The organism is Rheinheimera mangrovi, assembly GCF_003990335.1.
GTDB classification, from domain to species: domain Bacteria; phylum Pseudomonadota; class Gammaproteobacteria; order Enterobacterales; family Alteromonadaceae; genus Pararheinheimera; species Pararheinheimera mangrovi.
In genome coordinates this window covers 1,754,907-1,777,934 of the sequence record NZ_CP034683.1, presented here as the reverse complement: position 1 = coordinate 1,777,934, position 23,028 = coordinate 1,754,907, and the positions used below count along the sequence as shown (strand labels likewise).

Here is a 23,028-nt window from a genome sequence, read left to right as displayed (position 1 = left end):
GATTACTCCAGCTGGCCTTTTAAAGCGATTAAACCGCTTAGCTTTGCGCGCGCTCTGCGCCATGCATCCAGCGTACTAAAGTACCGGATAACATCCACAGCACAGCAGCAAACACCACCAGTGCTACAGCTATACCACCAAACACCACCAGTAAACCAGCGTGAGCGGCCTGTACACCAAAGGATGCGGCAAATTCAACTACTGCAGGGTTATCACCTGCAGTATCAGAATAAGCACCAACAAAACCAGCCAGATAGTGAGCAACGGCAGGCATCAGGAACCAGACCCCCATAATAAGCGACGCCAGTTTCACCGGAGCCAGCTTAGTCATTAATGACAAGCCCACAGGAGAAATACACAACTCACCTAAAGTATGGAATAAAAACGCTAAAGTTAACCACATCATGCTGGATTTGGCTGAAGGGTTTACCTGCATCTCAAATACACCCACGATCAGGAACAGGAAACCAATAGAAGTTAACAGCATACCGAATAAAATTTTGATCGGTGCATCTGGCTGTTTGTTCATCGCATTCAGCTTCACCCATAACCAGGCAAACACAGGCGCAAACATCAGAATAAACAGCGGGTTTAACGACTGGAACCAGCCAGCAGGAACTTCAAAAGAACCGACCATACGGTCAGTGTGTTCAGAAGCAAACAAGCTCATTAAGCCACCAGCCTGCTCAAAGGCCAACCAGAACATAGTGACGAAGATAAACAGGAATAACACCACTCGCAGGCGATCAAATTCAACCTTAGTGAGCGGCGTTGGAGTGCCAGAGGCACTACGTGACGAAATACGGCCAGGAACCTTACCTAAATCACCTAAGTACTTTTGCGCAAACAATAACTGGATCACCACAGATAAAGTCATACCAATACCAGCCGCTAAATAACCATAGCGCCAGCCGAAGGCATCACTTTCACCTAAAGAGGACGTCACTAAAGGCGCGATAAAAGCACCTAAGTTAATACCCATGTAGAAAATAGTAAAACCACCGTCACGACGGGCATCACCTTGTGGATACAAGTCACCGACTATGGCAGAGATATTTGGTTTAAATAAACCGTTACCGGCAATAATAAAACCTAAACCTACATAAAACAGCGACATACTGTGTGGTGTGGCAGCAAACAAAGTGTACTGACCAATGGCCATTAAAGCGCCACCCAGAATAATAGATTTACGCTGACCTAACAGGTTATCGGCAATCAAACCACCAAACAAAGTCGCGGCATACACCAGACCTGTGTAATAACCGTAAAGCAATAACGCATCGCCATGGCCTAAGCCAAAACCAGGGTTAGTGGATTCAGTAGCAGCAACTAAGGTAAGAATAAGTAAAGCGCGCATCCCGTAGTAGGAAAAACGCTCCCACATTTCCGTGGAAAATAGCAGGAAGAGTCCTTTCGGATGACCAAACAAAGTCCCCGAAGCTGGCGGTTGATTCATAACGTGATCCTAGATTGTGGGTTTATTTTAATTATGGTTGAAGGTACTAGACTGACAGATGCAGACCGCAAATTGCAGGCCCAAACACCGGACAGACTTCTCAAAGTTGCCGTGTTATAGCCTATTGGGCATCAAATGAAAAGAGGCAAAGGGGTAGAACGCCGAAGCAAAAGGCCAGAGCATGACCTTTTGCTTATTTAATCGACAATTTCAGGTTTTTTAGCTGTGCTGCTTCAGGGCCGGTTAAGGCTGCAAGCTAAGGCTCAGACGCAGTTTTGGCTCATTAAAACTAAGCACATCAGACTGCACTTGTGGGCCATTCTCGTCATTCAGCACTTGCCCGGATAAAGACAAACGAGCACTGATTTGAATACGCTCTGCGTTAGCTAAGGTCCAGCCTGGCTGCATGGCCTGAGCTTCGCTTAGCTCTATGGTTTGAGTGCCATTAAACACTGCAAGTTTTTGCACTGCTAAAGGCAAAGGCGGACCATCCACAGCTTTGGCAAACACAAACAAGGTACCGGTTTTGTACTGTGCTGCCAGCTCTGGGCTGATAGTTAACTGCACAGACACCTGACGGCCAGACACAGCCGCTGTCGCTGCTTGTTCTGTAGTTGTGGCTTGCTCTGGTGTAGAAGCTAACCCCAGCTTCTGTTGCACTAACTCGTAGCGTGGGTCGGTTTTATCCAGCTTCGGCAATAACAACTGCCAGGCTTGCTGAGCTTGTTCTTTATCGCCACGCTCTTCGGCGACCATCGCCAACATCGACAAAGCGTCCGGGTTTTCCGGTTCCTGTTGCAGCACTTTGGCTAAACTCAAGGCAGCTTTGGCAAGGTTCTCTTCCCCACCAGCTACCAATAACGCCTGACTGTAGCTGATCAAGACATTGACACGCTTTGGAGTTAATGCCAGGGCTTTTTCAAAAGCTTCAATAGCATCATCCAGCATGCCCTTAGATAACCAGATACGACCAATCACAAACCAGGCCACAGCATCATCGCCTTCTTTGCTGATTTTAGTGCGCAGTGCCAGCGCAAAGAGTTCTATTTCGTCTTCCGTCAGCGGCTCGCCCTGATTTAACAGCGCTCGTTCGCCATAAGTCGGTAACTGCTGCTGCGCAGTTTGCCAGTTCTGCAATGCAGTGAAATGGCCCGTTTTGGCATAAAGCCCGAGGGTTCCAACCAGAATAAATGCAGAGGTAACCAGCACCCAGCCTGTGGCGGAACTTGCAGTCGATTGCTGATGTTGCTGCGACTGCAGGTACTGAGTTTTCAATTCAGTGGCAGCAAGGACAAAATCCTGCTCAGCTAATTCGCCATTATCCCGCGCCTGTGACAGCAGCCTTAATTTATCTTCAAACTGCAGTACCGGATTTAACAGTACATCTTCGCCTTTACGACGGCAAAACAACAACAAAAGCAGAATAAGCACCAGCATTAAAGCTGCTGCAAAACTTAACGACATCAGCATCAGCTTTTTCTCCTGTACTGCTCAATCAGTTGATCAAGTTGCTGTTCTAACTGCGGTTCGGCTTGAAGCTGAGCTGTATCCACTGGCTCTGCCGCCATTACCTTGCGCTCAGCTTTTCGACGCATAACAAGTAACAGCATTAGCCCAAACACCATCAGCGCTGGCAATAACCATAAAACAAAGGTGAATTTATTCAGTGGTGGCTGGTAATGTACAAAGTCACCGTAACGACTTTTCATGTAGTCCAGCACCTGTTCTTTGCTTTGTCCCTGCTGCACCAGCTCCAGTGTTTTGTTGCGCATATCCACCGCCACTACTGCATTGGAATCGGCAATATTCTGGTTCTGGCATTTAGGGCAACGTAATTCGTGGGTCAGCTCTTTGAATAACGCTTGTTGCTCCGGGCTTTTAAACTCTATTAAGGCCTGCGTCGCCTGCACTGCGCCAGTGAGGAGCAACAGGCTGAAAAAAAAGTATTTCATGCCCTACTCCTGCAAACTTTGGTAGGCAGCCGCCAGCTTTTGCTGCCACACCTGCGGATTAATATCACCTATATGGTGCTGACGAATGATGCCCTGAGCGTCGATCAGGAAAGTTTCAGGTGCACCAGTCACCCCTAAATCAAAAATAAGGGTGCGGTCTTTATCCAGAATATTCCACTGATAGGGGTTGCCTTGTTGCTCCAGCTTCAGCGCCACTTCCTGTTGCAAAGCCGTAAGGTCAAACACTTCACCAAAGGCCGCGTCAGCCGGCTGTTGATAATACAACCCTACTATCATCACACCTTGCTCACGCAGCTCTGTTAAATAGGCCAGCTCAGCGTTACAGGTCACACACCAGGTGCCCCAGACATTCAGTAAAAACGGCTTGCCTTTGACGCTGTCTGGTGTCCAGATTTTTTCCGGTTGCTGTAAATCAGGCAAGGCAAAAGCTGGCAACGGCTGGTTAATCACAGAAGATTCACGCTCCATCGGATTGGAGAATAAACCACTGAATAAAAACACCGACAGGCCAATAAAAAGCACGAAAGGAATAAAAAATGCCAGTTTACGCATCTGCTGTATCCTTTTGTTTCAGGGCTTCTTTTTGAGAAGCGCCACGTCGGTAGCGTTTATCACAGAGCGCTATGAAACCGCCCAGCGCCATCAATAAGCCACCCAGCCAAATCCAGCGCACAAAAGGCTTCACATACAAACTTAAAGCCCAGCTGTTGTCATTCAATGACTCACCCAAAGCCACATACAAATCACGGCTTAAACGGGCATGCACAGCAGCTTCTGTCATCACGCTACGCTGCACTGTGTAAAAACGTTTTTCGGCGTGCAGATGGGTGACATAGTCGCCCTTGTAACTGACATCCAGTTCAGCCGCTTCGCCTTTGTAATTCGGGCCATTGAGTGGATAAACTTCAACTAACATAAACTGGTAACCCGCCAGCTCTACCTGCTCACCAGCTTTCATTCTGACTTGAGTCTCCACACTGTAGGTTTTAGTCATAGCCACACCAATCACCAGCACAGCAAAACCTATATGCGCCAGCGTCATTCCAAAATGGCTGGCATTGAGCTTAGTTAAACCTTGTTTAACAGAGCCAAACTGCTGCAGTCGTTGCAGCAATTCGAAAATGGCGGAAGATCCCACCCAGGCGCCTAATAACAAACCGAGCAGGGCTAAGTTAGCCTGAATGCTTTGCATTGCAGCCAAAGTACCTAAGGCCAGTATTAATGTCGCTATGGCGATCAAACTCATAGGTTTTAACAGAGGTTGCACCTGTTGTTGTTTCCAGCGCACCCAGGGGCCTAAACCTAATAACAAGGCAAAAGGGATCACCAGATAATAAAACAGCTGATTAAAAAACGGCTCACCAATGGAGATAGAACCTAAGCCCAGCTCTTTGTGCACCAGTGGGAATAAAGTACCCAGCAGCACCACCAAGGTCGCTGTTAACAGGAAAATATTATTGCCCCACAGCAATACTTCGCGGGAAAAAAGCTCGTAACGGGCCTGACTACGCACTGAGTTCATCCGAAGTGCGTACAGCAGCAAAGAACCACCGACCACCACCAGCAAAAACGCCAGTAAATACAATCCTCTGTCCGGATCGGCAGCAAAAGAATGCACAGAGACTAAAACGCCTGAACGTACTAAAAAAGCACCCAATAAACTCAGTGAAAAGGCCGCTATCGCCAGCAGTACTGTCCAGGATTTAAAAGTGCCGCGTTTTTCAGTCACGGCCAAAGAGTGAATAAGCGCAGTGCCAACCAACCAAGGCATAAAAGATGCGTTTTCGACCGGATCCCAGAACCACCAGCCGCCCCAGCCTAATTCGTTATAAGCCCACCAGCTACCGAGCATAATTCCCAGGGTTAAAAACAACCAGGCGGCTAAAGTCCAGGGTCTGGCCCAACGCGCCCAGGTGCTGTCAAACTTACCACCCATTAAGGCGGCTATCGCAAAAGCAAAAGACACAGCAAAACCTACGTAGCCCATATACAACATAGGTGGGTGAATGATCATGCCAAAATCTTGCAAAAGCGGATTTAAATCACGGCCATCAACAGGGAAATACGGCAAACTACGCATAAATGGGTTAGACATAAAAAGCACAAAGGCATAAAAACCTACGGCAATTAAGCCCATTACCCCTAAGATCCGGCCCTGAAACTGCAGAGGCAAACTACGGGAAAACATAGCAACAGCCGCAATCCAGCCAGATAAGGTTAACAGCCACAATAACATCGAGCCTTCATGTCCACCCCAAACCGCGGTTAAACGGTAATACCATGGCAATAAAGAGTTGGAGTTGGTGGCGACATAAACCACAGTGAAGTCATTGATCCAGAAGGCGTAGGACAAAGCCCAGAACGAAAAAGCCGTTAGCAAAAACAAAGCATAAGACAGTGGATTACCGAGTTGCAAAGCGGTTTGTTGGCCTTTAAAACTGCCATACAAAGGCACTATGGCCAAAGCCAAAGAAATACAAAGCGCAAAGGTCAGCGCCAATTGACCATATTCTGCAATCATGGCTGCTGACCCGCTTCTGGTTTTTTAGTCTCTGGCTGATAATTTTTGGGGGCTACATGTTTAATGCCTTTGACGGCCTCAGCCACTTCAGGAGGCATATATTCTTCGTCGTGTTTCGCCAGCACTTCAGAGGCCAGTATGGTGGTTGCATCCACTAACACCCCCTGAGCTACTATACCCTGCCCTTCACGGAATAAATCCGGCAATATGCCTTCGTATTCCACTGTAACTATAGGGCCTGTATCAACTAAATCGAAGCTGACTTTCAGTGAATCAGAGGCCCGGCGCACAGAACCTTTGACGACCATACCGCCGATACGCAGGCGCTGGCCTATTTCAGGTTTTACCTTGTCATCGCCCATGCCTTCAATCAGTTGGCTTGGCGTATAAAACAAGTCAATATTTTGCTGCAATGCATACAACATGGCGCCAATAGCACCACCTAACAACAACACAAAGGCTACTACAGCCACTAAGCGTTTCTGACGTCTCGGATTCATCTACTTCTCACTCTCCTGATGTTGCCGCACCCGTTGCTCCCGCGCTGCTTTGGCGCGGATTTGTTGTTGTATCTCTTTATGCTGCCGTTTGCTGTACCACCACAACCCCAGCAGCAACAGATAAGTAGTACCAAAGGATAACCAGACAAAAAGCGCGTAACCGCCCATAGCCCAAAAGTCTGCCCAGGATGTAAACGCCATTAGTTCTGCTCCTTCTGACTTGAGTCAACCAATTGCCGGACCCAGGGTCTGTGCTGTTCAAAAATTAAAATCTGACTACGTAAACGTAAGCAGGTTAAAGCCGCCAGCAGCAGCGCAAAACCTAAAATACTGATCAGCAGTGGCCATAACATGGAAGGGTCTATCGAAGGTTTGGCAAATTTTGTGATTGTCGCGCCCTGATGCAATGTGTTCCACCACTCCACTGAGTAATGAATGATAGGCAGATTCACCACTCCCACTATCGCCAGCAAAGATGCGACCTTGATGCCACGAGCCGCTTCTGAAAAAGCACCAGAGAGGGCAATTACACCTAAGTATAAAAATAGCAGCACTAACTCAGAGGTTAAACGCGCGTCCCACACCCACCAGGTGCCCCACATTGGCTTGCCCCAGGCTGCGCCTGTAAACAATGCAATAACGGTATAAACAGCACCTATAGGAGCTATGGCCAATACAGCCCACTGCGCAACCCGAATTTGCCAAACCAGTCCAATAAAAGCCGCAATCGCCATGCTACTGTAAGCGCCCATAGACCAGATAGCCGAAGGCACATGAATATAAATAATGCGGTAGCTATCACCTTGCTGATAATCCGAAGGGCTAAAAGCCAGGCCCCAGATATTGCCCAGCAGCAGCGTTAATACAGCCAGTCCCATCAGATAAGGCAACAAGCGGCTACACAGATGATACAAAGTTTCTGGTTTGGCGTAAGGATCTAACCAACGGAACATACTACCCCACATTCATTCGAAGCGCCTGACGCACGGCCAGAGGCACCAGCGCTAAGGCAAATAATAAAAAAGCTAATAATACAGCCAACTGGCCAGTGTAAGGCAAAGCAGTAGCTGCGGCTTCCATAGCACCACTGGCAAAAATCAGCAGTGGAATATACAAAGGTAAAATAATCAGTGCCTGTAATATACCGCCTTTATCTGCGGCCATAGTCAGTGCAGCACCGAGCACACTTAATAAACTTAATACGGGCGTACCCAGTATCAGGGTCACGACTAACACCTGCCAACTTTGCCAGTCCAGTCCAAGCAACACAGCAATAAGAGGCGACACCAGAATTAATGGCACACCGGTTGATAACCAGTGGCAACAAATTTTTGCTGTAACATAACTAAATAGCCCCTGACGCCCAGCTACCAGTTGCTCAATCACACCATAACGGTAATCGTCTTTAAATAAGCGTTCAGCAGATAACAACACACTCAATAGCGCAGCTATCCAGACCAGACCTGGTGCTATTTGTTTTAGCATACCGGGTTCAGGGCCAATACCCAGAGGAAACAAGCTCAGGACCAGTAAAAAGAACACCAGCGGATTAAGCCAATCAGCTTTTTGCCTGCCTAACAACTGCAGTTCACGTTTAACCAAAGCTAGCCACATCACCATCTGTACTCCAGTTCAACCGCCTGAAGGGCCGGATAAGAGGCAGACAAAGCCTGATGACTGGTCAAGACAATAACGCCACCTGCTGACAGATGCTGTAAAAAATGCGTTTCCAGTTTGGCAATCAACTGCTGATCCAACGAGGTAAAAGGCTCGTCCAGTATCCACAGTGATTTATTGGTAAACCATAAACGAGCTAAAGATACGCGGCGCTGCTGGCCTGCAGAGAGCATAAAACAAGGAATATCTTCGAGTCCTGCCAAACCTAAAGCGCCCAACAACTGATAGGGATCAGCTATAGCTTGTTCAGATAAAGCAGACCAGAACGCCAGGTTTTGTAATGCGGTCAGCTGAGGATGAATGCCACTTTGATGGCCGATAAACAGCAATTGTTCGGCAAAAAATTCAGTTTGCTGCTGCAGAGGTTTACCGTGGAATAAAATCTGACCGTCTTCAGGCAAAGTCAAACCCGCCAGCAGTCGCAACAGCGAACTTTTACCGGCACCGTTTTTTCCTTGAATATAAAGCACTTGCCCTGCACTTAACTGAAAATTTAAGTTTTCAAATAACACTCTGTCCTGGCGGACACAGCTTAATGCTTCGGCGGCCAAAATTATCGACAAAGGGCAAACTCCCAAAAAAAGTCGCGGCATCTTAGCATATTGGCAATAGAATACGAATGCGCTATAACCTTGAAACAGCGGGCTTTGTAGAAATTAATGTTTCAGATCAAAGCCACAGCTGCCGATAAAGCGATGTCGTTATCTCCGATGCTAGCAATGGACGTAAAAATAAGTGAACCAGATTACTGTAGATAGCGCGTTAAGTGCCCAAACCAAAGGGTCTGTGCCCGCTGCTGTGCTGGTGGAAGAACACAACTATCAGGCGCTGTTGAATATTGGTAAAGATGGTTTGGGTCAATTAAAGCTGCAGACCGCTGCTGGTATGGTGCTTATTCAGGACGCCAAACTGAATTTACCGGCCTTGCAGGGCCAGCTAACGGTGCAATTAAGCCAAGCCTTATCCGGGCAAATACAATTAAAACTCAGCCAAAATGGCCCTCCGCCTATGCCGGTGCAACTGACTCAGCCTCAGTTGCAACAGCTGGTGACACAGCTGAATAGTCAGCAGTCATCTCCGCACTCTACTAGTGTCGCTGCAACAATCGCATCCACATCCGTTGCTACGGTCACCGCTGCACTAACGGCTACAGTTTCTTCTCAGCAGCAAGCGTCACAATCTCCTCAATTGATGCCCCAGCTGAACACTCAGGCCAGTACTGATCCGGCCAAAATAGTGCAGGTGCAGGTACAAATACAGCGCCAGGAGCAGCAACTGATTGTGCAGCTTGGGCAAAACAAAGTGCAGTTGGCTTTACCCGCTGTTTTACAAAGTTTACCGGCAAGCCAATGGCTTGAAGCAAAGCTACAACTCAAAGCGGGGCAATTAAGTCTGATCCTGCCAAAAGCCGCTTTGCAACCAGAGCTCAAGGTTACTAAAACGCCGGCTAATACCAATCCAGCAAAAAATACAGTTCAGGTTCAAGGAGAAAGTACAACTCAGCTCCAGGGAAAAACCACAGAGTTGCTTACTGTGCCTCTTAAAAACGAAACCATTCAAAGCAGTATAAAAAATCAGCAGCAAACTATTGCTGCGGCACCAGCTACAACACAGCTAAAAACACCAGCTGCGACTTCAGCGCAGTCTCAAACTGTTATCCCTTTACCTGCGGCTGTGCAACAACGCATTTTACCTTTGGTTTTGCCTGCGCTGACAAAAGCAGTATCTGGTGTGGTATTAAGTTTAAATGAGTTAAAACAACTGCCTTTGCCCGCTGCAACAAAACAGCAACTGGCCGATCCGCAGTATCAACTGCAGCTCACTCCTCAAGGCCAGTTACAACTAAAAGCTATACCAGAACAAAAAACCATAGTGATTGACGCACAGCCTAAAGTGTTGCAGCTGCAAAGTTCTAAAACAGAACCAAGCCAGGCCCTGGCCAGCGCAGTGGAAGCAGTAAAATTTATAAAACCACAGATTGAACCTGCAGTACTGAATCAGGCCTGGCGCCAGTTATTACCGATGCTTAATCCTCAGTGGGAAAATCTGGCGGAAGTGCCGGAACTACCGGAAGCGGTCAAAGCTATCTTGCAGTTAGTACGCCAAAGTCAGCCCGATGCCAGCAAACTTACAAATCTGGCACAATTGCCCGCTCAGTTGCAGGCTTTGTTGCAGTTTAATCCGCTACAAAATGTCACAATGCCGCAAACTGCAGCCGGAACTTTGGCGGTCGCTATTCAGTTGTTATTAGGACGTTTAGGCCAAAGCCTGCCGCAAAATGACAAGGGGCCCAATAAAGATCACAAGCTAAAAGAGTTTGTTGCACAGCTTGATCAATCCCAAAGCAGCCAGTTATTAAAACAACTGTCCAGCCAAAGCTCGTCGATGCAACATGCGCAGTTATCGACGCTGGAGCAGCAAAGCAAAGACCCGTTGCAGCAGATCTTCTTAACCTTGCCCATTCAAAACCAGCAAGTTTCGGATTTTTGCCAAATCGCCATTACGCAACAGGAAGAAGAGCAGGAAAAAGGCAAAGGTAAATCTGTGTCCTGGCAATTGTCGATGAAGTTTGATTTAAAACAGCTGGGACAATTATTAGCCATCAGTAAGTTATCCGGCTCTTCCTTGTCGTTGCAGCTGTATACCGACACGACCATGCTTAAACTGCTGGCAGAAAAATATCTACCGCTATTAAAAGACAGATGCAAAGCTCAAGGCATTGATGTCAAAGAGGTCCATTGCCAGTTGGGCAAAATTCCGGACAGTTTAATGCCTAAAACCACCAGCTTGCTGGCTATTCGGGTGTAGAGGATACAGATGAAAGACTTGACTAAACACCTTGCTGGTAAAGACATAGACACCAGCGCTGTCGCATTGGCCTATGATGGCAAAAACGCACCACAAATAGTCGCTAAAGGGCATGGTGAACTGGCGCAGGATATTATTGCCACAGCCAAAGAGCATGGCGTACTGGTGCATGAAGATGAAGAGCTGGTCAAAGTGCTGCAACGCATTGAACTGGGTACTGATATCCCAAAAGAGCTCTATATTATTATCGCCGAGCTCATTGCCTTTTCTTATGTGCTACAGGGGAAATTCCCGGACGAGTGGCACAATATTCACCAGCGTATCGATTTAAAAAGCTAACTGGTTCAGAGCCTAAGCTCTGACCCAGACAGTGCGGCTGGAGGATACAGCAGGGTGCGAAATCTGCACCTGGATTTCGCTGATCAACTGATGCAACTCCGACTCGGCAATGGCCTGTTTCATCTGCAGCTGAAACTCCAGACAGGCATGACCATGCCAGTTGGTTACACCTAACAGATCCCAGTCTGAAAGTTGTGGGTGACTCAGCGTATGACCACAGTCCCGTGCGACTTCGTCTAAGTCTGCATCGTCATCCGATAAATCCACTTCGAGGTATAAATACAACATCATCAATTCCTTCAGCTGTAACATTCTATCGCAGAGCGAAATCTGCAGACTTTTGCGCATGCAAGGCCGTAGTGTCAAATAAGGGCACAGAGCAATCTTCGCTACTCACCAATAAACCTATTTCAGTGCAGCCTAAAATAATAGCTTCTGCGCCTTGTGCCACCAAATCAGCCATGATCTGTTGATACAGCAGCCGTGAATTGGGATTCACCACACCCAAACACAATTCCTGATAAATCACCTGATGCACCAGGGCCCTGCCCTCTTCGTCAGGCACCAGCACTTCTAAACCATAAGACTCTGTCAGGCGCTTTTTGTAAAAATCCTGCTCCATGGTAAAACGTGTGCCTAATAAGGCAACTTTGTGAAGACCAGCAGCTTGTATAGCTTCGGCCGTGGCATCGGCAATATGCAACAGCGGAATAGTCACTGCGGTTTCAATAACAGCGGCAACCTTATGCATGGTATTGGTACAAAGCACTAAGCAATCAGCACCAGCAGTCTGTAACTTAAATGCAGCTTCTGCTAACAACTCACCTGCTTTATCCCAGTCGCCACTGCGCTGAAATTCTTCAATTTGTGCAAAATCCACACTGTATAAAATAATCTTGGCGCTGTGCAGGCCACCTAACTGTTGTTTGATATGCTGGTTGATCTGACGGTAATAAGGAATAGTCGACTCCCAGCTCATGCCGCCTATTAAGCCGATGGTTTTCATTCAGATGTCTCTACGGGGATGAAGCAATTACAGTATCAAGGCATGCCGATATAAACAACAAAACCCGTGACGATTGCAACGGGTTTTGTTGTGTAACAAAGGGAGAGCAAGCTCAGTAATAAATATCGGCTTTTTGATGCAACTGAGGTTCGTCCTGCAGATCATCAAAAGACACAGCAATGTGCTGATCTTTATTATCCAAATCAGACAAATACACAGCTCTGTCCTGTGCATCAATCCAACTCACTACGCCTATGCCTTTTTTGGTTTGGCAAACCATGCCTAATTTCAGCTCAAGTACATTCATCTTACTTCTCCTCAGGCTCAATAACTTAACGTCAGTACTAAGTTAGACGCCCAAAGATGTCATTTTGATGTCCGACCAGATAAATTAATGCTAACTGAATGAAATAAAGCAGAATTTAGTTTGGGTCAGAGTGTTTACTCTGACCCAAACAGGACTGGATTAGATGCGGGTACGTTTTTTCTGGGTTTGTTTTGGTTTTTTCGCTTTGGCTTTGTCCGCAGCCGCCGCTTTTTCAGCTTTCACCACTTCAGGTTTAACGCCTGATTGCACCATAATCTGATGCTTACGTACCGCACGTTTAATACCAGCCATACGACGGCGACGTTCGTCACGGTCTTCGGGTTTCATTAAGCTTTCCGTCTCAGCCGGCATCTGTACCAGCTTACGCAGGTAGTTCACTTCTTCCAGCGGGTACTCAGCATAACCACCGGCTGGTAAATGTTTAGGCAATAACAAATCACCGTAACGAATACGAATTAAGCGGCTGACCACAGCGCCTTGCGATTCCCACATCCGGCGAACTTCACGGTTGCGACCTTCAGTCAGCACCACATGGAACCAGCGGTTAATGCCTTCACCGCCCATAGATTTCACTTTTTTGAAGTTGGCTTTACCATCTTCCAGCTCAACGCCGGTGCGTAGTTTTTGGATCATCGCATCGTTCACATCACCAAACACCCGTACCGCGTATTCACGTTCCACTTCAAATTTCGGGTGCATCAAGCGGTTGGCCAGTTCACCATCTGTAGTAAACAGCAATAAACCACTGGTATTGATATCCAGACGACCAATCGCAATCCAGCGTGAGTCTTTAATTTTTGGCAGGCGATCAAATACAGTCGGACGACCTTCAGGATCGGTACGGGAACAAATTTCACCTTCAGGTTTATGATAGGCAATAACACGGCAAACCTGCTCAGCTTCAGCAGCAATTTTGACCGGATGGCCGTCAACCCGCACCTGTTGGTTGGCATGAATACGGTCGCCTAAATGCGCCACTTTGCCATCCACAGTCACACGTCCAGCACTGATGTACTCTTCCATCTCGCGGCGGGATCCAACACCGGATCGCGCCAGCACTTTCTGTAGTTTTTCACTCATGATTTAATGTATCTCTTCAGTCATCACGACTGGGTTAAAAAAATCCGGCGTTGCCTGAAACTCGGCCAGAGCAGGTAAATCGCTTAAATCCTTTAAGCCAAAATAATCTAAAAATGTCGGCGTCGTGGCATACAAACCAGGACGACCAGGTACTTCTTTATGCCCTACCACTTTGACCCAACCCCGGTCGAGCAAAGTACGCATAATCTGGCTGCTGACCGTCACTCCCCGCACTTCTTCAATTTCGCCGCGGGTAATAGGCTGACGATAGGCAATAAGCGCCAAAGTCTCCAACACGGCACGGGAATAACGGGGTGAACGTTCTGGCCAGAGTAAAGCCAGATATTCACTTAAATCAGCGCGGGTCTGAAACCGAAAACCAGAGGCGGTTTCAATCAATTGAATACCCCGGCCTAAATAATCTTGTTGCAACTGCGCTAATGCCTGCTGCAAACGCTTGCGGCTTAGATCAAAACTTTCCAGCACAGTGCTTTGCAAGTCATTGACAGACAAAGGTTTATCAGAGGCAAAAATAGCGGCTTCGACTAACTGCAGCAGTTGTTGCTCGTTAATTTTTTTCGCCATTCCAATCCCTTTTATCTGTCAGACCGTTATCAAAACCAATAACCAAGTAGTGAATGATACAGCAAGGCGACCAATTATTGAGTTCCCATGAGCATAGACCACTATGTGATTGGGGCGAGCAAACGCGGTCAACAAAGCTGCGGCTTCAAGTACGAAGGGCATATTATGCCAATTTGACATGGATCTGACCATAAGCTTCTACTTGTATCACTTGGATCAGCTTTTCTTTCACCAGCTCCAAAATAGCCAAAAAGCTGACAACTACACCCTGTCGCCCTTCGGCTAACTCAAAACATTCGGCAAATTCAAGGTAGTGGCTGCGCCCACGCAATAACCCCAAAATTTTACTCATGCGTTCGCGGGTGGATAAATGCTCTTTTTTGATCTGATGATGCTGAAAATCTTTGGCGCGTTTGGCTATATCTTTTAGTGCCAGCAAAATCTCCTGCAACGACACTTCAGGCAAAATCACATAAGGTTCAAAGTTATCATCTAAGCCTGCTTTGGCAGGAAAATAATCCCGCTCCTGGCGTGGCAATAAATCCACGTCAGTGGCTGCTTTGCGGATAATTTCGTATTCCTGCAAGCGCCTGACTAAATCTGCTCTGGGGTCGGTTTCGTCATCTGATTTATGGTCGTGCTGCGGCAGTAATAAACGTGATTTAATCTCTGCCAGCATAGCCGCCATTAGCAAATACTCAGCAGCCAGTTCAAAGTTCATATCCTGCATTAAATCAATGTATTCCATATACTGCAGGGTTATTTCGTTAATCGGCAAATCGACAATATCAAAGCGGTGACGACGAATTAAATACAACAGAAAATCGAGCGGGCCTTCAAAACTTTCCAACAATACCGACAGTGCTTCAGGCGGAATATACAAATCTTCCGGCTTATCCAGCACAGCCTCGCCGCGAACAAAAGCCAGCGGCAAAGGCTGCTGTATAGTCAGGCTGGCAAAGCTGTCGGCGAGTGGCTCAGACATGCACTGTGCATCCTTTCAACAAAGCTGCAGCTTCACCTACCAAGGGTTTAGACAAAAGCACTGCTATCGCCCGCGCCCTGCCGCACCAGCACTGGGTAATCTTCCGATAAATCAATGACGGTAGTATGGTTTTCAGCAATCACACCACCGTGCAATATCACATCAACCTGACGCTCCAGTTGGTCGCGCATTTCTTCCGGATCGGACTCGGCAAAGTCATTGCCTGGCAACACCAAAGAGCTCGACATTAAAGGTTCACCCAACTCTTCCAGTAAGGCCAGCGCCACTTTATTTTCCGGAATACGCAAACCTACAGTCTTTTTCTTTTCGTTGAGCAAACGCTTAGGCACTTCTTTTGTACCTTTTAAAATAAAGGTATAAGCACCAGGCGTGTGGTTTTTGATTAAGCGAAAGGCGGTATTCTCGACTTTGGCATACACAGAGAGTTCAGACAAATCGCGGCACATCAGCGTAAAGTGGTGTTCTGAGCTGATTTGGCGAATTTGTAAAATCCGCTCCATAGCCGCCTTGTCTCCTATATGACAACCCAGCGCATAACCAGAATCTGTAGGGTAAATTACTACTCCACCTTGCTTGATAATATGCACAGCCTGTTTAATTAAACGTTGCTGTGGATTGTCCGGATGAACATAAAAAAACTGGCTCATAAAACTCTTCTTATTCTCTGTGCATTTACTTAAGCAATAGCAATAAATTTGTTAAAAATCAAGATGAAAGCTCAGCCATCCTAGGCTCTGGCAAGATCCAGTCCTGCCATACCGGAATGACGTCTTCGGTAAAATACAACTGCCTGCCCAGTTCATTCCAGGGGGTTTCCTGATGAAAATCAGAACCAGCTGACGCCGTTAAACCAAACTTCTGGCACAGCATCCAGACCTGACGTTTTTGCACTGGTGTCATTTGGGCAGATGCCACTTCCATGGCTTTACCTCCTGCTGCTGCAAACTCTTCAGCTAAACGGGTCAGCCAACGGCCATTCAGTTTGTATTTCAGTGGATGCGCCAGTACCGGTGTACCACCTGCGGCTAAAATCCATTGCACCGCCTCTTGCATAGGCACCCAGTTGTTCGGCACATAACCGGTATTACCGCGGCTTAAATACTTTTTAAATACAGTATTCATCGAGCTGGCTTTACCAATCTGCACCAGATAACGGGCAAAGTGTGTGCGGGTTAAAGCTGCGCCATTGGCAATTTTTAATACGTTTTCCAGCACGTCCGGTATTTTGTTTTTCTCAAGACGACGCGCCATTTCTTCGGCACGTTCAACCCGACGCTGCTGCTGAGACGCCAAATGCTGTAAAAACACCGGACAATCGGCATTGATATGTAAACCAACAATATGAATTTCAAACTCGTACCAACTGGTCGAGATTTCCACACCTGGGATCAAAGTCAAAGGCAGCTTTTTTTCAGCAATAGCGGCACGGGCTTCACAGAGGCCTGCAATAGTGTCGTGATCGGTAATAGCAAGCACATCCACGCCTTTGCTAACGGCTCGCTCAACCAGTTCAGTTGGGCTTAATACGCCATCTGAGCAATAAGTGTGGCTGTGTAAATCAATTTTCATGGGAAGGGCTGCCTGACTAAACGGCCGTCATTGTGCCATACAATGCCCTCTGCGACCAGAAAGACTCTGACAGCAGCCTTTAGCTTTTATTATCAAAGCAAAAGCTAAAGGACTTTTCTAAGCTTAAAGCAGCAGACTTAAGACTGTGCGGGGTGGCAACTGCACAGAATAAGGCTGTAACGCGCCTTTTAATTGCAGGTTAAAACCTTTGGCATCCTGCGTTATGTTTTGCAGGATCAGCGCATAGCGGCCATCAGGGCGCAGATAAGCCACATGACGAATATCCTGCATTGATGCTGACTCAATACGGACTGAGCCGGGTGGTACGATTTTAGTGGCGTGAGCGATAATGTAATAGGCCACATTGCGCTTCACCTTCTGACCATCAATAGTCAAAGCCCCCAGACACAAACTGCAGCCACCTTTGGTATGAGGTTGCAGCTTGGCGTCAGAACTTAAGTTCCATTGCAGTACATTGCGGGCCCAATGCCGCGGTGCACCAATCATTAAATGCTCGATATGCCACATCAGTGAGTCATCAAAATCTGAATTGGCACCCACCCACTGCTCGGTAAAATAAATATTTTTATCCGGGTGCGCTTGTTTGAGCTGGTCCAGTGCTGCAATAGGACCGTTGTACAAATGAAAAGCCGCACCATCAATATAAGCTCTGGCCTCCTTATCATTCAGCACCGAAATGGGGTATTCCATGTGGTCAGTATTGTGATCATAAATAATGATTTTGGTGCTCAGCCCGGCTTTTCTAAAGGCTGGCCCTAAATGGTTTTTTATAAACTCGGCCTGGTCCTCAGCGCGCATCAATAAGCTTGGGTTATTGCCAGGATGCAGCGGCTCGTTTTGTACAGTCACAGCATCCAAACGAATACCCTGCTGCTGCATCGCCTGAATATACTTGACGAAATACAGCGCATAACTGCCAAAATGCTGCTCCAGCAGCTCGCCGCCTATAGTGGAGTTATTGCTTTTCATCCAGGCTGGGGGTGACCAGGGACTGCCAAGCAATTTAATATTCGGATTAATCGCCAGTATTTGTTTTAATACAGGTAGCAGGTATTTCTCGTCCGCTTTTATTGAAAACTGCTTGAGTTCAGGGTCCTGTTGGCCTTGGGGTAAGTCGTTGTAACTAAAAGGTTCAGGGTCCAGATCCGAAGCACCGATGCTGATGCGTAAATAACTCACCGCCAGCCCATCAGCAGCAAATAACTCCTGCAATAATTGCTGGCGATTCTCTGCGCTTAAGCCCATCAAATGCATAGCACTGCCACCAGTCAGGGTGTAACCAAAGCCGTCCATCTGCTGAAATTGCTGCTCTGCATTAAGCTGCAGCAGGGGCAGTTTTTTATCAAGCGGCTGCTGCCATAAGGCGGTTTCTGTACTCAATAACTGCTTTTGATCAGCGCTGGATAAATAGCTTTTTGTTGCGGCACTGGTAGTGAAAGGCAAAATACATGCCCATACCAGAGCAATCAGCCCCAGCTGTGTTTGAAACAATCTCATAAAAAACCTCTGTTAATGCGCGGCAATTCCGGCAATAAAATCTGTATGTGTTGGCATTTTGTCCACACAAGCGGTAATCACATGGGCTGTGGACGCGGCAAAATCGCTGATTTGAGCCAGGGTTTTATTATCCACCATAGGGTCGTAATGCTGTGGCATCAGACGCTGACCTAATAACACCTGCACCCAACTATCTTCTCGAAACAGCTCGTCAGCCACTCGATGCACCCGGCCATAGGCCTGAAAAATATCCAGCTTTTGTTGCAGTGAGTCCGGCACACTCATCTGCTTTAAGTAGCGCCAGTACTCGCTGTCATCGCGCTCTGTCACCTTGTAATGCGCAATAATAAAATCGCGGATCTGAGCCATTTCCTCCGCGGCCAGTAAGTTGTAATGATCGGTATTCGCCTGAGCAAAACTGCGATCAGGAAACAAATTCACCAGACGGGTAATAGCGGTTTGCACCAGATGTAAACTGGTCGACTCCAGCGGTTCAAGGAAGCCACTGGACAAGCCAATAGCCACACAATTACCAACCCACATCTGTTTGCGTTTGCCCGTGGTAAAGCGGATAAGCCGTGGATCTGCACTTTGTTGCTGCTCCAGCGTCTGCAACAAGCGTTGTTGCGCCAGCTCATCACTGACATAAGCCGAACTGAACACCAAACCATTACCGGTTCGATGCTGCAGCGGAATACGCCACTGCCAGCCAAACTCATGAGCAGTAGACCTGGTATAAGGCGGTAATTGTGCAAGCCTTGCCGAAGGCACAGCCCATGCACTGTCATTCGGTAACCAATGGCTCCAGTCGTCATAGCCAACACCCATAGTCTGGCCAATCAATAAAGCCCGCAACCCTGAGCAGTCGATAAACAAATCACCGGCCACTTGTCTGCCATCCTCCAGCACCAAATGCCGGATATGGCCACTGACCGCATCCCGCTCCACATGCTTGATCATACCTTCATGCCGAATTACACCACGCTGCTCACTTAAGGTGCGCAGGTAACGGGCGTACAGGCTGGCGTCAAAATGATAGGCGTAGGCAATTTCACTGACGGGTGACTTCGGCTTAGTGGGGTCTGCTGGCATAAACTTATGCTGCTGCGCCATCTGACTGGCGATACAGTAGTGCTCAAAAGGCAAAGCCAAACCCTCCTGCTTTAACTTCAGCCAGTACTGATAAAAGCTTAGCCATTCCCACTGGCGACCCAAGGCGCCAAAGGCATGAAAATAGCTATCGCCTTTTTGACCCCAATTGACAAACTCAATACCTAATTTAAAGGTGGCCCCTGTAACGCGAATAAACTCCTGCTCATCAACGCCACATAAATGGTTGTATAACTTAATGGCAGGAATAGTGGCTTCTCCAACCCCTACAGTGCCAATCTGTTCAGATTCAACCAGTTCAATCCGATAACATTGCCCAGTCAGTTTCGCCAGTAAGGCCGCGCTCATCCAACCGGATGAGCCGCCTCCGACGATCACAATGGTCTGAATAGGTTCAAGCATTGTGTCGTCCTTCTGCTAGAGCTTGTAACTCACGCCCAGCAGGAACTGCCGGCCATATTCTTCATAAACTTCAGGGAAGTAACTACCACCGCCCTGCAGTGTATTCAGACGAGTGGTATAAGGTGAGTTGGTCAGGTTGTTCACCTGCATCAATAAAGTCACGCCATCAAAACGGCCTTCATCAAAGCTGTAACTCAACTGAGCATCTACTTGTTTGTCCGCCAGCACTTCGGTGTAACCCCGCGTCGCAAACAGCTGCACCACTTCACCACGGAATTCAGAGCGGTAACGTTGACTCACCCTGGCTGAAAAACCGTTTTGTTCGAAGTACAGCGTTAAATCACGCACCCGGTCTGACAAGCCCGGCAGCTTGCTTGAAGTGCCAGGGCCATCAGGCTGAATACTTGAATCCGACCAGGATTGACTACCAATAAAACCAAAACCTTCCAACGGCGCGTAGTAATTGCCAAAATCAATCGACATACTCAGCTCCAGCCCTTTGATATTACCGCCCTGGCCGTTGGCAGGCCGGCTCATATTGCCAATAGGACTGATAGGTTCAATGGTGGAATTATTCGGTGCGTTGGAAAAATCAAAGTCAAAATTCTGGGTGTAGATATAGCTGTCCAGCTTTTTATAAAAAGCACCAGCTGCAATATAAGTACTGCCATCAAAATAAGCTTCGTAGGTTAAATCCAAAGCTTTAGCACGCCATGGTTCCAGTTCAGGGTTACCACTGCTGCCGCTCCAGCGCCGTGAATCCACGCCAACACCAGCGGTAATACTGGCGCGCATTTCATCCATACGCGGTCGTGCCATGGTTTTACCCGCAGCAAAACGGACAAACTGATCGTCCAGTACTTCCAGACTCAGGTTCAGCGCCGGCAATACATCGGTATAAGAAGCGCCGGTTTCCACCTGAACCAAAGTGGCCGGATTGTCCGGATCATAATCGCTGGCAAGGAAACCGCTGGACAGCTGATCGGTTTGCACCACCTGAGTACCAAAGTTACCTTTGAGTGGCAATCCAAAGACTTCAGTATCCAGATTCATCCGCAGATAGCTGGTCAAGACTTCTTCATCCACACCCCAGGCTTTATTCCATCTGTTGGTATCCAGAATTGGCTTCACATCATAATAGCGGTCGACCGTTGGTAAAATGTCGTATGAAATCACGCCAGGTATACCGGCAAAATCCAGCGAGGTTGGGCTCACCAGCAACGAAGGGTCTATAGAGACAGGCGCTCTGTCGTTTTTCAAAAACAGGTCGTTATCGTCCACCACTTTATCTTTGGTGCGTTTAGTGAAATTCATACCAAAATCAATGGAGCTAAAATTAGTGCCAAGGCTTGTGTCAGTTAAATCATAACGGGCGCTTGCTTCGGCTTCGCGGATTTGCTCTTTGACATGAGGATAACGAATAGAACCGTCATGGCCCCAACCGCCCCAGGGTGCAGGGTCACTTAGCTGCACCTGATTGACATCAGTGTAATCTGTCGCAGGGGTGTAGGTGGGGAAGCCATGAGGCGTCAGGTCAAAACCAATGGAGTCAAAACCGCTATTGTTTAAACCAGCGTAAGTTTCAAGTACCTGCTCTTCACGCTCAGAGCCTGAATAGGATAAATCCAGCTCCAGAGTCCAGCGATCCACTGTATAAATAGTATTCCAGCCTATGGCTTTGAGTTCATCGTCGCGCGTGTTGTTGTCATTACGCAACACAGGACGCAGGTTGGTTGCTGTGCCACTTTGAACCACTTTAGTACCACCAAACTCAGTAAAAGTCGGATTTTCAAACTGCATGCCGTCGCCTGTCCACTGGTTAGTGAACCACATCACGCCACGCATAATTTCATCTTGTTCGAATTTGGAGTAGTAGGTATCAATAGTACTGTGCAGCTGATCGTTGGGCTTAAATTCAAATACAGCCATCACGCCATCACGCACCTGACTACGAGCTACAGCTGTTACTTCCTGACCGACTAAACCCAGCGCATCGTCATTGTCTGTGCCTTCCAGAGCTGTTTCGACCGTGTTCCATTCCCAGGCTTTGTAATGTTTGACCTGAGTGGGTGTATCCATATGAGCAAAACCGACAGCGACACCTATAGTATCGTCGGCAAATTGGTCGATATAAGAGACACTGCCACGCCAGCCATTAGCTGACACTTCAGGGTGCATTTGATCAAAGGAGCTTTTTTCACCCCGAAGGTTCATCATCAGGGTTTGCTCGCCATGAGCCAAAGGCCGGATGGTGCGCATATCGACAGTACCTGATAAGCCCATACCTGCTATAGCTAAATCTGAGGTTTTATAAACAACAGCACCATTAATCAGCTCGGAAGGATACTGATCGTATTCCACGGCTCTGTTATCACCGGCACTGGCTTGTTGGCGGCCATTTAACGTCGTCGTAGAGAAATCCGGAGCCAGACCACGAATAGAGATCACCTGCACCCGGCCATTCACCCGCTGTCCGGCTAAGCCAGGTAAACGGGTCAGGGATTCGGCAATACTCTGATCCGGCAATTTGCCAATGTCTTCTGCCGACACAGCTTCAACAATAGAAGCTTCATTCTTTTTAATATCAATGGTGGTTTCCATACTACGACGGATGCCCATCACCGAAATGACTTCAATTTTGTCATCTGCCTTCTGCTTTGTCTGAGCATCAGTTTCAGCTTGCTGAGCCATCGCCAGCGATGGCAACAATGTAACGCCAACAGCCAGACCTAAGATCTGTTGAATGGCACTGCCTAACTTGGTTTTTTTCATTTTGATGTCTTCCTTACCCTGTTGATGCCGGCTTTGCACCTTATTATGTTGTTATGCCAATTTGACCCTAACCCAAGGCTCCCTACTTGTCGTTTGAAACAGGTCGAACGCGTTAAAAAAATTCACTTATCGGGGTTCGAATAAAGTCGAACCTCGATTAGTACTATTAAATAATTGAAAATACTACACTTAATCTCTGGCACCTGCAGAACCCGAACCCTTAAGTTTGTAGAATAAATCAGCAAAATCCGGCTCTAAATCTTTGTGGTTGTCAGCTTCAGCGACTTCAGTGTTCAATCCAGTCAGCGGAAAAGTGGTCATTACTAAAGTATCAGTGGTTTCTTATACAAAGTCCTTGCTGATAAAGGAGGACGGAGG

General features: G+C 47.5%; 24 protein-coding genes. 2 read left to right on the top strand and 22 right to left on the bottom strand.

Annotation, left to right across the window (positions count from 1 at the left end; translation table 11 throughout):
• Nucleotides 1-37 precede the first annotated feature (37 nt).
• The 10 genes from EK374_RS08050 to ccmA all read right to left on the bottom strand — a co-directional run bounded on the left by EK374_RS08050 (nt 38) and on the right by ccmA (nt 8,690).
• Nucleotides 38-1,456, bottom strand: coding sequence for a peptide MFS transporter (locus EK374_RS08050; protein ID WP_127021800.1), 1,419 nt, complete (start codon nt 1,454-1,456; stop codon nt 38-40).
• A gap of 243 nt (nt 1,457-1,699) precedes the next feature.
• Nucleotides 1,700-2,926, bottom strand: a complete 1,227-nt coding sequence (ccmI, locus tag EK374_RS08045; RefSeq protein ID WP_127021798.1) for a c-type cytochrome biogenesis protein CcmI — start codon at nt 2,924-2,926, stop codon at nt 1,700-1,702.
• Nucleotides 2,926-3,408 (bottom strand): cytochrome c-type biogenesis protein, encoded by a 483-nt coding sequence (locus tag EK374_RS08040; RefSeq protein WP_127021796.1) that lies wholly within the window; start codon nt 3,406-3,408, stop codon nt 2,926-2,928. The genes ccmI and EK374_RS08040 overlap by 1 nt, the downstream gene beginning before the upstream one ends.
• 3 nt (nt 3,409-3,411) lie before the next feature.
• Complete coding sequence (locus EK374_RS08035; protein ID WP_127021794.1) at nt 3,412-3,981, bottom strand: DsbE family thiol:disulfide interchange protein; 570 nt, start codon at nt 3,979-3,981, stop codon at nt 3,412-3,414.
• Nucleotides 3,974-5,950, bottom strand: coding sequence for a heme lyase CcmF/NrfE family subunit (locus tag EK374_RS08030; protein WP_127021792.1), 1,977 nt, complete (start codon nt 5,948-5,950; stop codon nt 3,974-3,976). Before EK374_RS08030 ends, EK374_RS08035 begins: the two co-directional genes overlap by 8 nt.
• A complete protein-coding gene (gene ccmE / locus EK374_RS08025; protein WP_127021790.1) occupies nt 5,947-6,450 on the bottom strand; it encodes a cytochrome c maturation protein CcmE in 504 nt (167 codons plus the stop codon). Before ccmE ends, EK374_RS08030 begins: the two co-directional genes overlap by 4 nt.
• The gene (gene ccmD / locus EK374_RS08020; RefSeq protein ID WP_127021788.1) at nt 6,451-6,651 is read right to left on the bottom strand and encodes a heme exporter protein CcmD; all 201 of its coding nucleotides are present in this window, start codon (nt 6,649-6,651) and stop codon (nt 6,451-6,453) included. It abuts the gene before it with no gap.
• On the bottom strand, nt 6,651-7,403 hold the full coding sequence (locus EK374_RS08015) for a heme ABC transporter permease (RefSeq protein WP_127021786.1): 753 nt from the start codon (nt 7,401-7,403) through the stop codon (nt 6,651-6,653). The genes ccmD and EK374_RS08015 overlap by 1 nt, the downstream gene beginning before the upstream one ends.
• A 1-nt stretch (nt 7,404) precedes the next feature.
• Complete coding sequence (ccmB, locus tag EK374_RS08010; protein ID WP_127021784.1) at nt 7,405-8,070, bottom strand: heme exporter protein CcmB; 666 nt, start codon at nt 8,068-8,070, stop codon at nt 7,405-7,407.
• Nucleotides 8,064-8,690 (bottom strand): cytochrome c biogenesis heme-transporting ATPase CcmA, encoded by a 627-nt coding sequence (gene ccmA, locus EK374_RS08005; protein ID WP_206099307.1) that lies wholly within the window; start codon nt 8,688-8,690, stop codon nt 8,064-8,066. The genes ccmB and ccmA overlap by 7 nt, the downstream gene beginning before the upstream one ends.
• A 172-nt stretch (nt 8,691-8,862) precedes the next feature.
• Here ccmA and EK374_RS08000 point away from each other — a divergent pair, with 172 nt between their 5' ends.
• Together EK374_RS08000 and EK374_RS07995 are read left to right on the top strand one after the other, a co-directional pair.
• On the top strand, nt 8,863-10,935 hold the full coding sequence (locus EK374_RS08000; protein WP_127021780.1) for a hypothetical protein: 2,073 nt from the start codon (nt 8,863-8,865) through the stop codon (nt 10,933-10,935).
• Between the two features lie 9 nt (nt 10,936-10,944).
• Entirely contained in the window at nt 10,945-11,274 is a 330-nt protein-coding gene (locus tag EK374_RS07995) for an EscU/YscU/HrcU family type III secretion system export apparatus switch protein (RefSeq protein WP_127021778.1), read from the top strand.
• A gap of 12 nt (nt 11,275-11,286) precedes the next feature.
• On the opposite strand, the gene EK374_RS07990 is transcribed toward EK374_RS07995, so the two are convergent.
• From EK374_RS07990 to EK374_RS21010, 12 genes are all read right to left on the bottom strand, one after another.
• The gene (locus EK374_RS07990; protein ID WP_127021776.1) at nt 11,287-11,565 is read right to left on the bottom strand and encodes a hypothetical protein; all 279 of its coding nucleotides are present in this window, start codon (nt 11,563-11,565) and stop codon (nt 11,287-11,289) included.
• Nucleotides 11,566-11,587: 22 nt separating this feature from the next.
• Nucleotides 11,588-12,280, bottom strand: coding sequence for an aspartate/glutamate racemase family protein (locus EK374_RS07985; RefSeq protein ID WP_127021774.1), 693 nt, complete (start codon nt 12,278-12,280; stop codon nt 11,588-11,590).
• Nucleotides 12,281-12,392: 112 nt separating this feature from the next.
• Nucleotides 12,393-12,587 (bottom strand): hypothetical protein, encoded by a 195-nt coding sequence (locus EK374_RS07980; protein ID WP_053424663.1) that lies wholly within the window; start codon nt 12,585-12,587, stop codon nt 12,393-12,395.
• Between the two features lie 159 nt (nt 12,588-12,746).
• Nucleotides 12,747-13,688 carry a 23S rRNA pseudouridine(2605) synthase RluB gene (gene rluB / locus EK374_RS07975; protein WP_127021772.1) on the bottom strand — a complete coding sequence of 314 codons (942 nt, stop codon included), beginning with the start codon at nt 13,686-13,688 and terminating at the stop codon, nt 12,747-12,749.
• A gap of 3 nt (nt 13,689-13,691) precedes the next feature.
• The gene (scpB, locus tag EK374_RS07970) at nt 13,692-14,273 is read right to left on the bottom strand and encodes an SMC-Scp complex subunit ScpB (protein WP_127021770.1); all 582 of its coding nucleotides are present in this window, start codon (nt 14,271-14,273) and stop codon (nt 13,692-13,694) included.
• A 163-nt stretch (nt 14,274-14,436) separates the two neighbouring features.
• Nucleotides 14,437-15,258: a segregation and condensation protein A gene (locus tag EK374_RS07965; RefSeq protein ID WP_127021767.1), complete on the bottom strand. Its 822-nt coding sequence runs from the start codon at nt 15,256-15,258 to the stop codon at nt 14,437-14,439.
• A 47-nt stretch (nt 15,259-15,305) separates the two neighbouring features.
• Complete coding sequence (locus tag EK374_RS07960; protein WP_127021765.1) at nt 15,306-15,926, bottom strand: L-threonylcarbamoyladenylate synthase; 621 nt, start codon at nt 15,924-15,926, stop codon at nt 15,306-15,308.
• Nucleotides 15,927-15,984: 58 nt separating this feature from the next.
• The gene (gene rnm / locus EK374_RS07955) at nt 15,985-16,848 is read right to left on the bottom strand and encodes an RNase RNM (RefSeq protein ID WP_127021763.1); all 864 of its coding nucleotides are present in this window, start codon (nt 16,846-16,848) and stop codon (nt 15,985-15,987) included.
• Between the two features lie 123 nt (nt 16,849-16,971).
• Nucleotides 16,972-18,366, bottom strand: coding sequence for a glycoside hydrolase family 30 protein (locus EK374_RS07950; RefSeq protein WP_127021761.1), 1,395 nt, complete (start codon nt 18,364-18,366; stop codon nt 16,972-16,974).
• Nucleotides 18,367-18,378: 12 nt separating this feature from the next.
• Nucleotides 18,379-19,878: a tryptophan halogenase family protein gene (locus EK374_RS07945; RefSeq protein WP_127021759.1), complete on the bottom strand. Its 1,500-nt coding sequence runs from the start codon at nt 19,876-19,878 to the stop codon at nt 18,379-18,381.
• Between the two features lie 15 nt (nt 19,879-19,893).
• Nucleotides 19,894-22,650 carry a TonB-dependent receptor gene (locus tag EK374_RS07940; RefSeq protein ID WP_127021757.1) on the bottom strand — a complete coding sequence of 919 codons (2,757 nt, stop codon included), beginning with the start codon at nt 22,648-22,650 and terminating at the stop codon, nt 19,894-19,896.
• Nucleotides 22,651-22,839: 189 nt separating this feature from the next.
• A complete protein-coding gene (locus tag EK374_RS21010; protein ID WP_267898329.1) occupies nt 22,840-22,971 on the bottom strand; it encodes a hypothetical protein in 132 nt (43 codons plus the stop codon).
• Between the last annotated feature and the right edge of the window lie 57 nt (nt 22,972-23,028).

Coding starts and splice junctions, on each gene's coding strand:
- EK374_RS07950 (WP_127021761.1), bottom strand. CDS start 18,366: ATGAGATTGTTTCAAACACAGCTGGGGCTGATTGCTCTGGTATGGGCA.
- EK374_RS07965 (WP_127021767.1), bottom strand. CDS start 15,258: ATGTCTGAGCCACTCGCCGACAGCTTTGCCAGCCTGACTATACAGCAG.
- EK374_RS08030 (WP_127021792.1), bottom strand. CDS start 5,950: ATGATTGCAGAATATGGTCAATTGGCGCTGACCTTTGCGCTTTGTATT.
- EK374_RS08050 (WP_127021800.1), bottom strand. CDS start 1,456: ATGAATCAACCGCCAGCTTCGGGGACTTTGTTTGGTCATCCGAAAGGA.
- ccmI (WP_127021798.1), bottom strand. CDS start 2,926: ATGCTGATGTCGTTAAGTTTTGCAGCAGCTTTAATGCTGGTGCTTATT.
- rluB (WP_127021772.1), bottom strand. CDS start 13,688: ATGAGTGAAAAACTACAGAAAGTGCTGGCGCGATCCGGTGTTGGATCC.
- EK374_RS07940 (WP_127021757.1), bottom strand. CDS start 22,650: ATGAAAAAAACCAAGTTAGGCAGTGCCATTCAACAGATCTTAGGTCTG.
- EK374_RS08015 (WP_127021786.1), bottom strand. CDS start 7,403: ATGTTCCGTTGGTTAGATCCTTACGCCAAACCAGAAACTTTGTATCAT.
- EK374_RS08035 (WP_127021794.1), bottom strand. CDS start 3,981: ATGCGTAAACTGGCATTTTTTATTCCTTTCGTGCTTTTTATTGGCCTG.
- rnm (WP_127021763.1), bottom strand. CDS start 16,848: ATGAAAATTGATTTACACAGCCACACTTATTGCTCAGATGGCGTATTA.
- EK374_RS07985 (WP_127021774.1), bottom strand. CDS start 12,280: ATGAAAACCATCGGCTTAATAGGCGGCATGAGCTGGGAGTCGACTATT.
- EK374_RS07990 (WP_127021776.1), bottom strand. CDS start 11,565: ATGATGTTGTATTTATACCTCGAAGTGGATTTATCGGATGACGATGCA.
- EK374_RS07980 (WP_053424663.1), bottom strand. CDS start 12,587: ATGAATGTACTTGAGCTGAAATTAGGCATGGTTTGCCAAACCAAAAAA.
- EK374_RS07945 (WP_127021759.1), bottom strand. CDS start 19,878: ATGCTTGAACCTATTCAGACCATTGTGATCGTCGGAGGCGGCTCATCC.
- scpB (WP_127021770.1), bottom strand. CDS start 14,273: ATGGCGAAAAAAATTAACGAGCAACAACTGCTGCAGTTAGTCGAAGCC.
- ccmB (WP_127021784.1), bottom strand. CDS start 8,070: ATGGTGATGTGGCTAGCTTTGGTTAAACGTGAACTGCAGTTGTTAGGC.
- EK374_RS07995 (WP_127021778.1), top strand. CDS start 10,945: ATGAAAGACTTGACTAAACACCTTGCTGGTAAAGACATAGACACCAGC.
- EK374_RS08040 (WP_127021796.1), bottom strand. CDS start 3,408: ATGAAATACTTTTTTTTCAGCCTGTTGCTCCTCACTGGCGCAGTGCAG.
- ccmE (WP_127021790.1), bottom strand. CDS start 6,450: ATGAATCCGAGACGTCAGAAACGCTTAGTGGCTGTAGTAGCCTTTGTG.
- ccmD (WP_127021788.1), bottom strand. CDS start 6,651: ATGGCGTTTACATCCTGGGCAGACTTTTGGGCTATGGGCGGTTACGCG.
- EK374_RS07960 (WP_127021765.1), bottom strand. CDS start 15,926: ATGAGCCAGTTTTTTTATGTTCATCCGGACAATCCACAGCAACGTTTA.
- EK374_RS21010 (WP_267898329.1), bottom strand. CDS start 22,971: ATGACCACTTTTCCGCTGACTGGATTGAACACTGAAGTCGCTGAAGCT.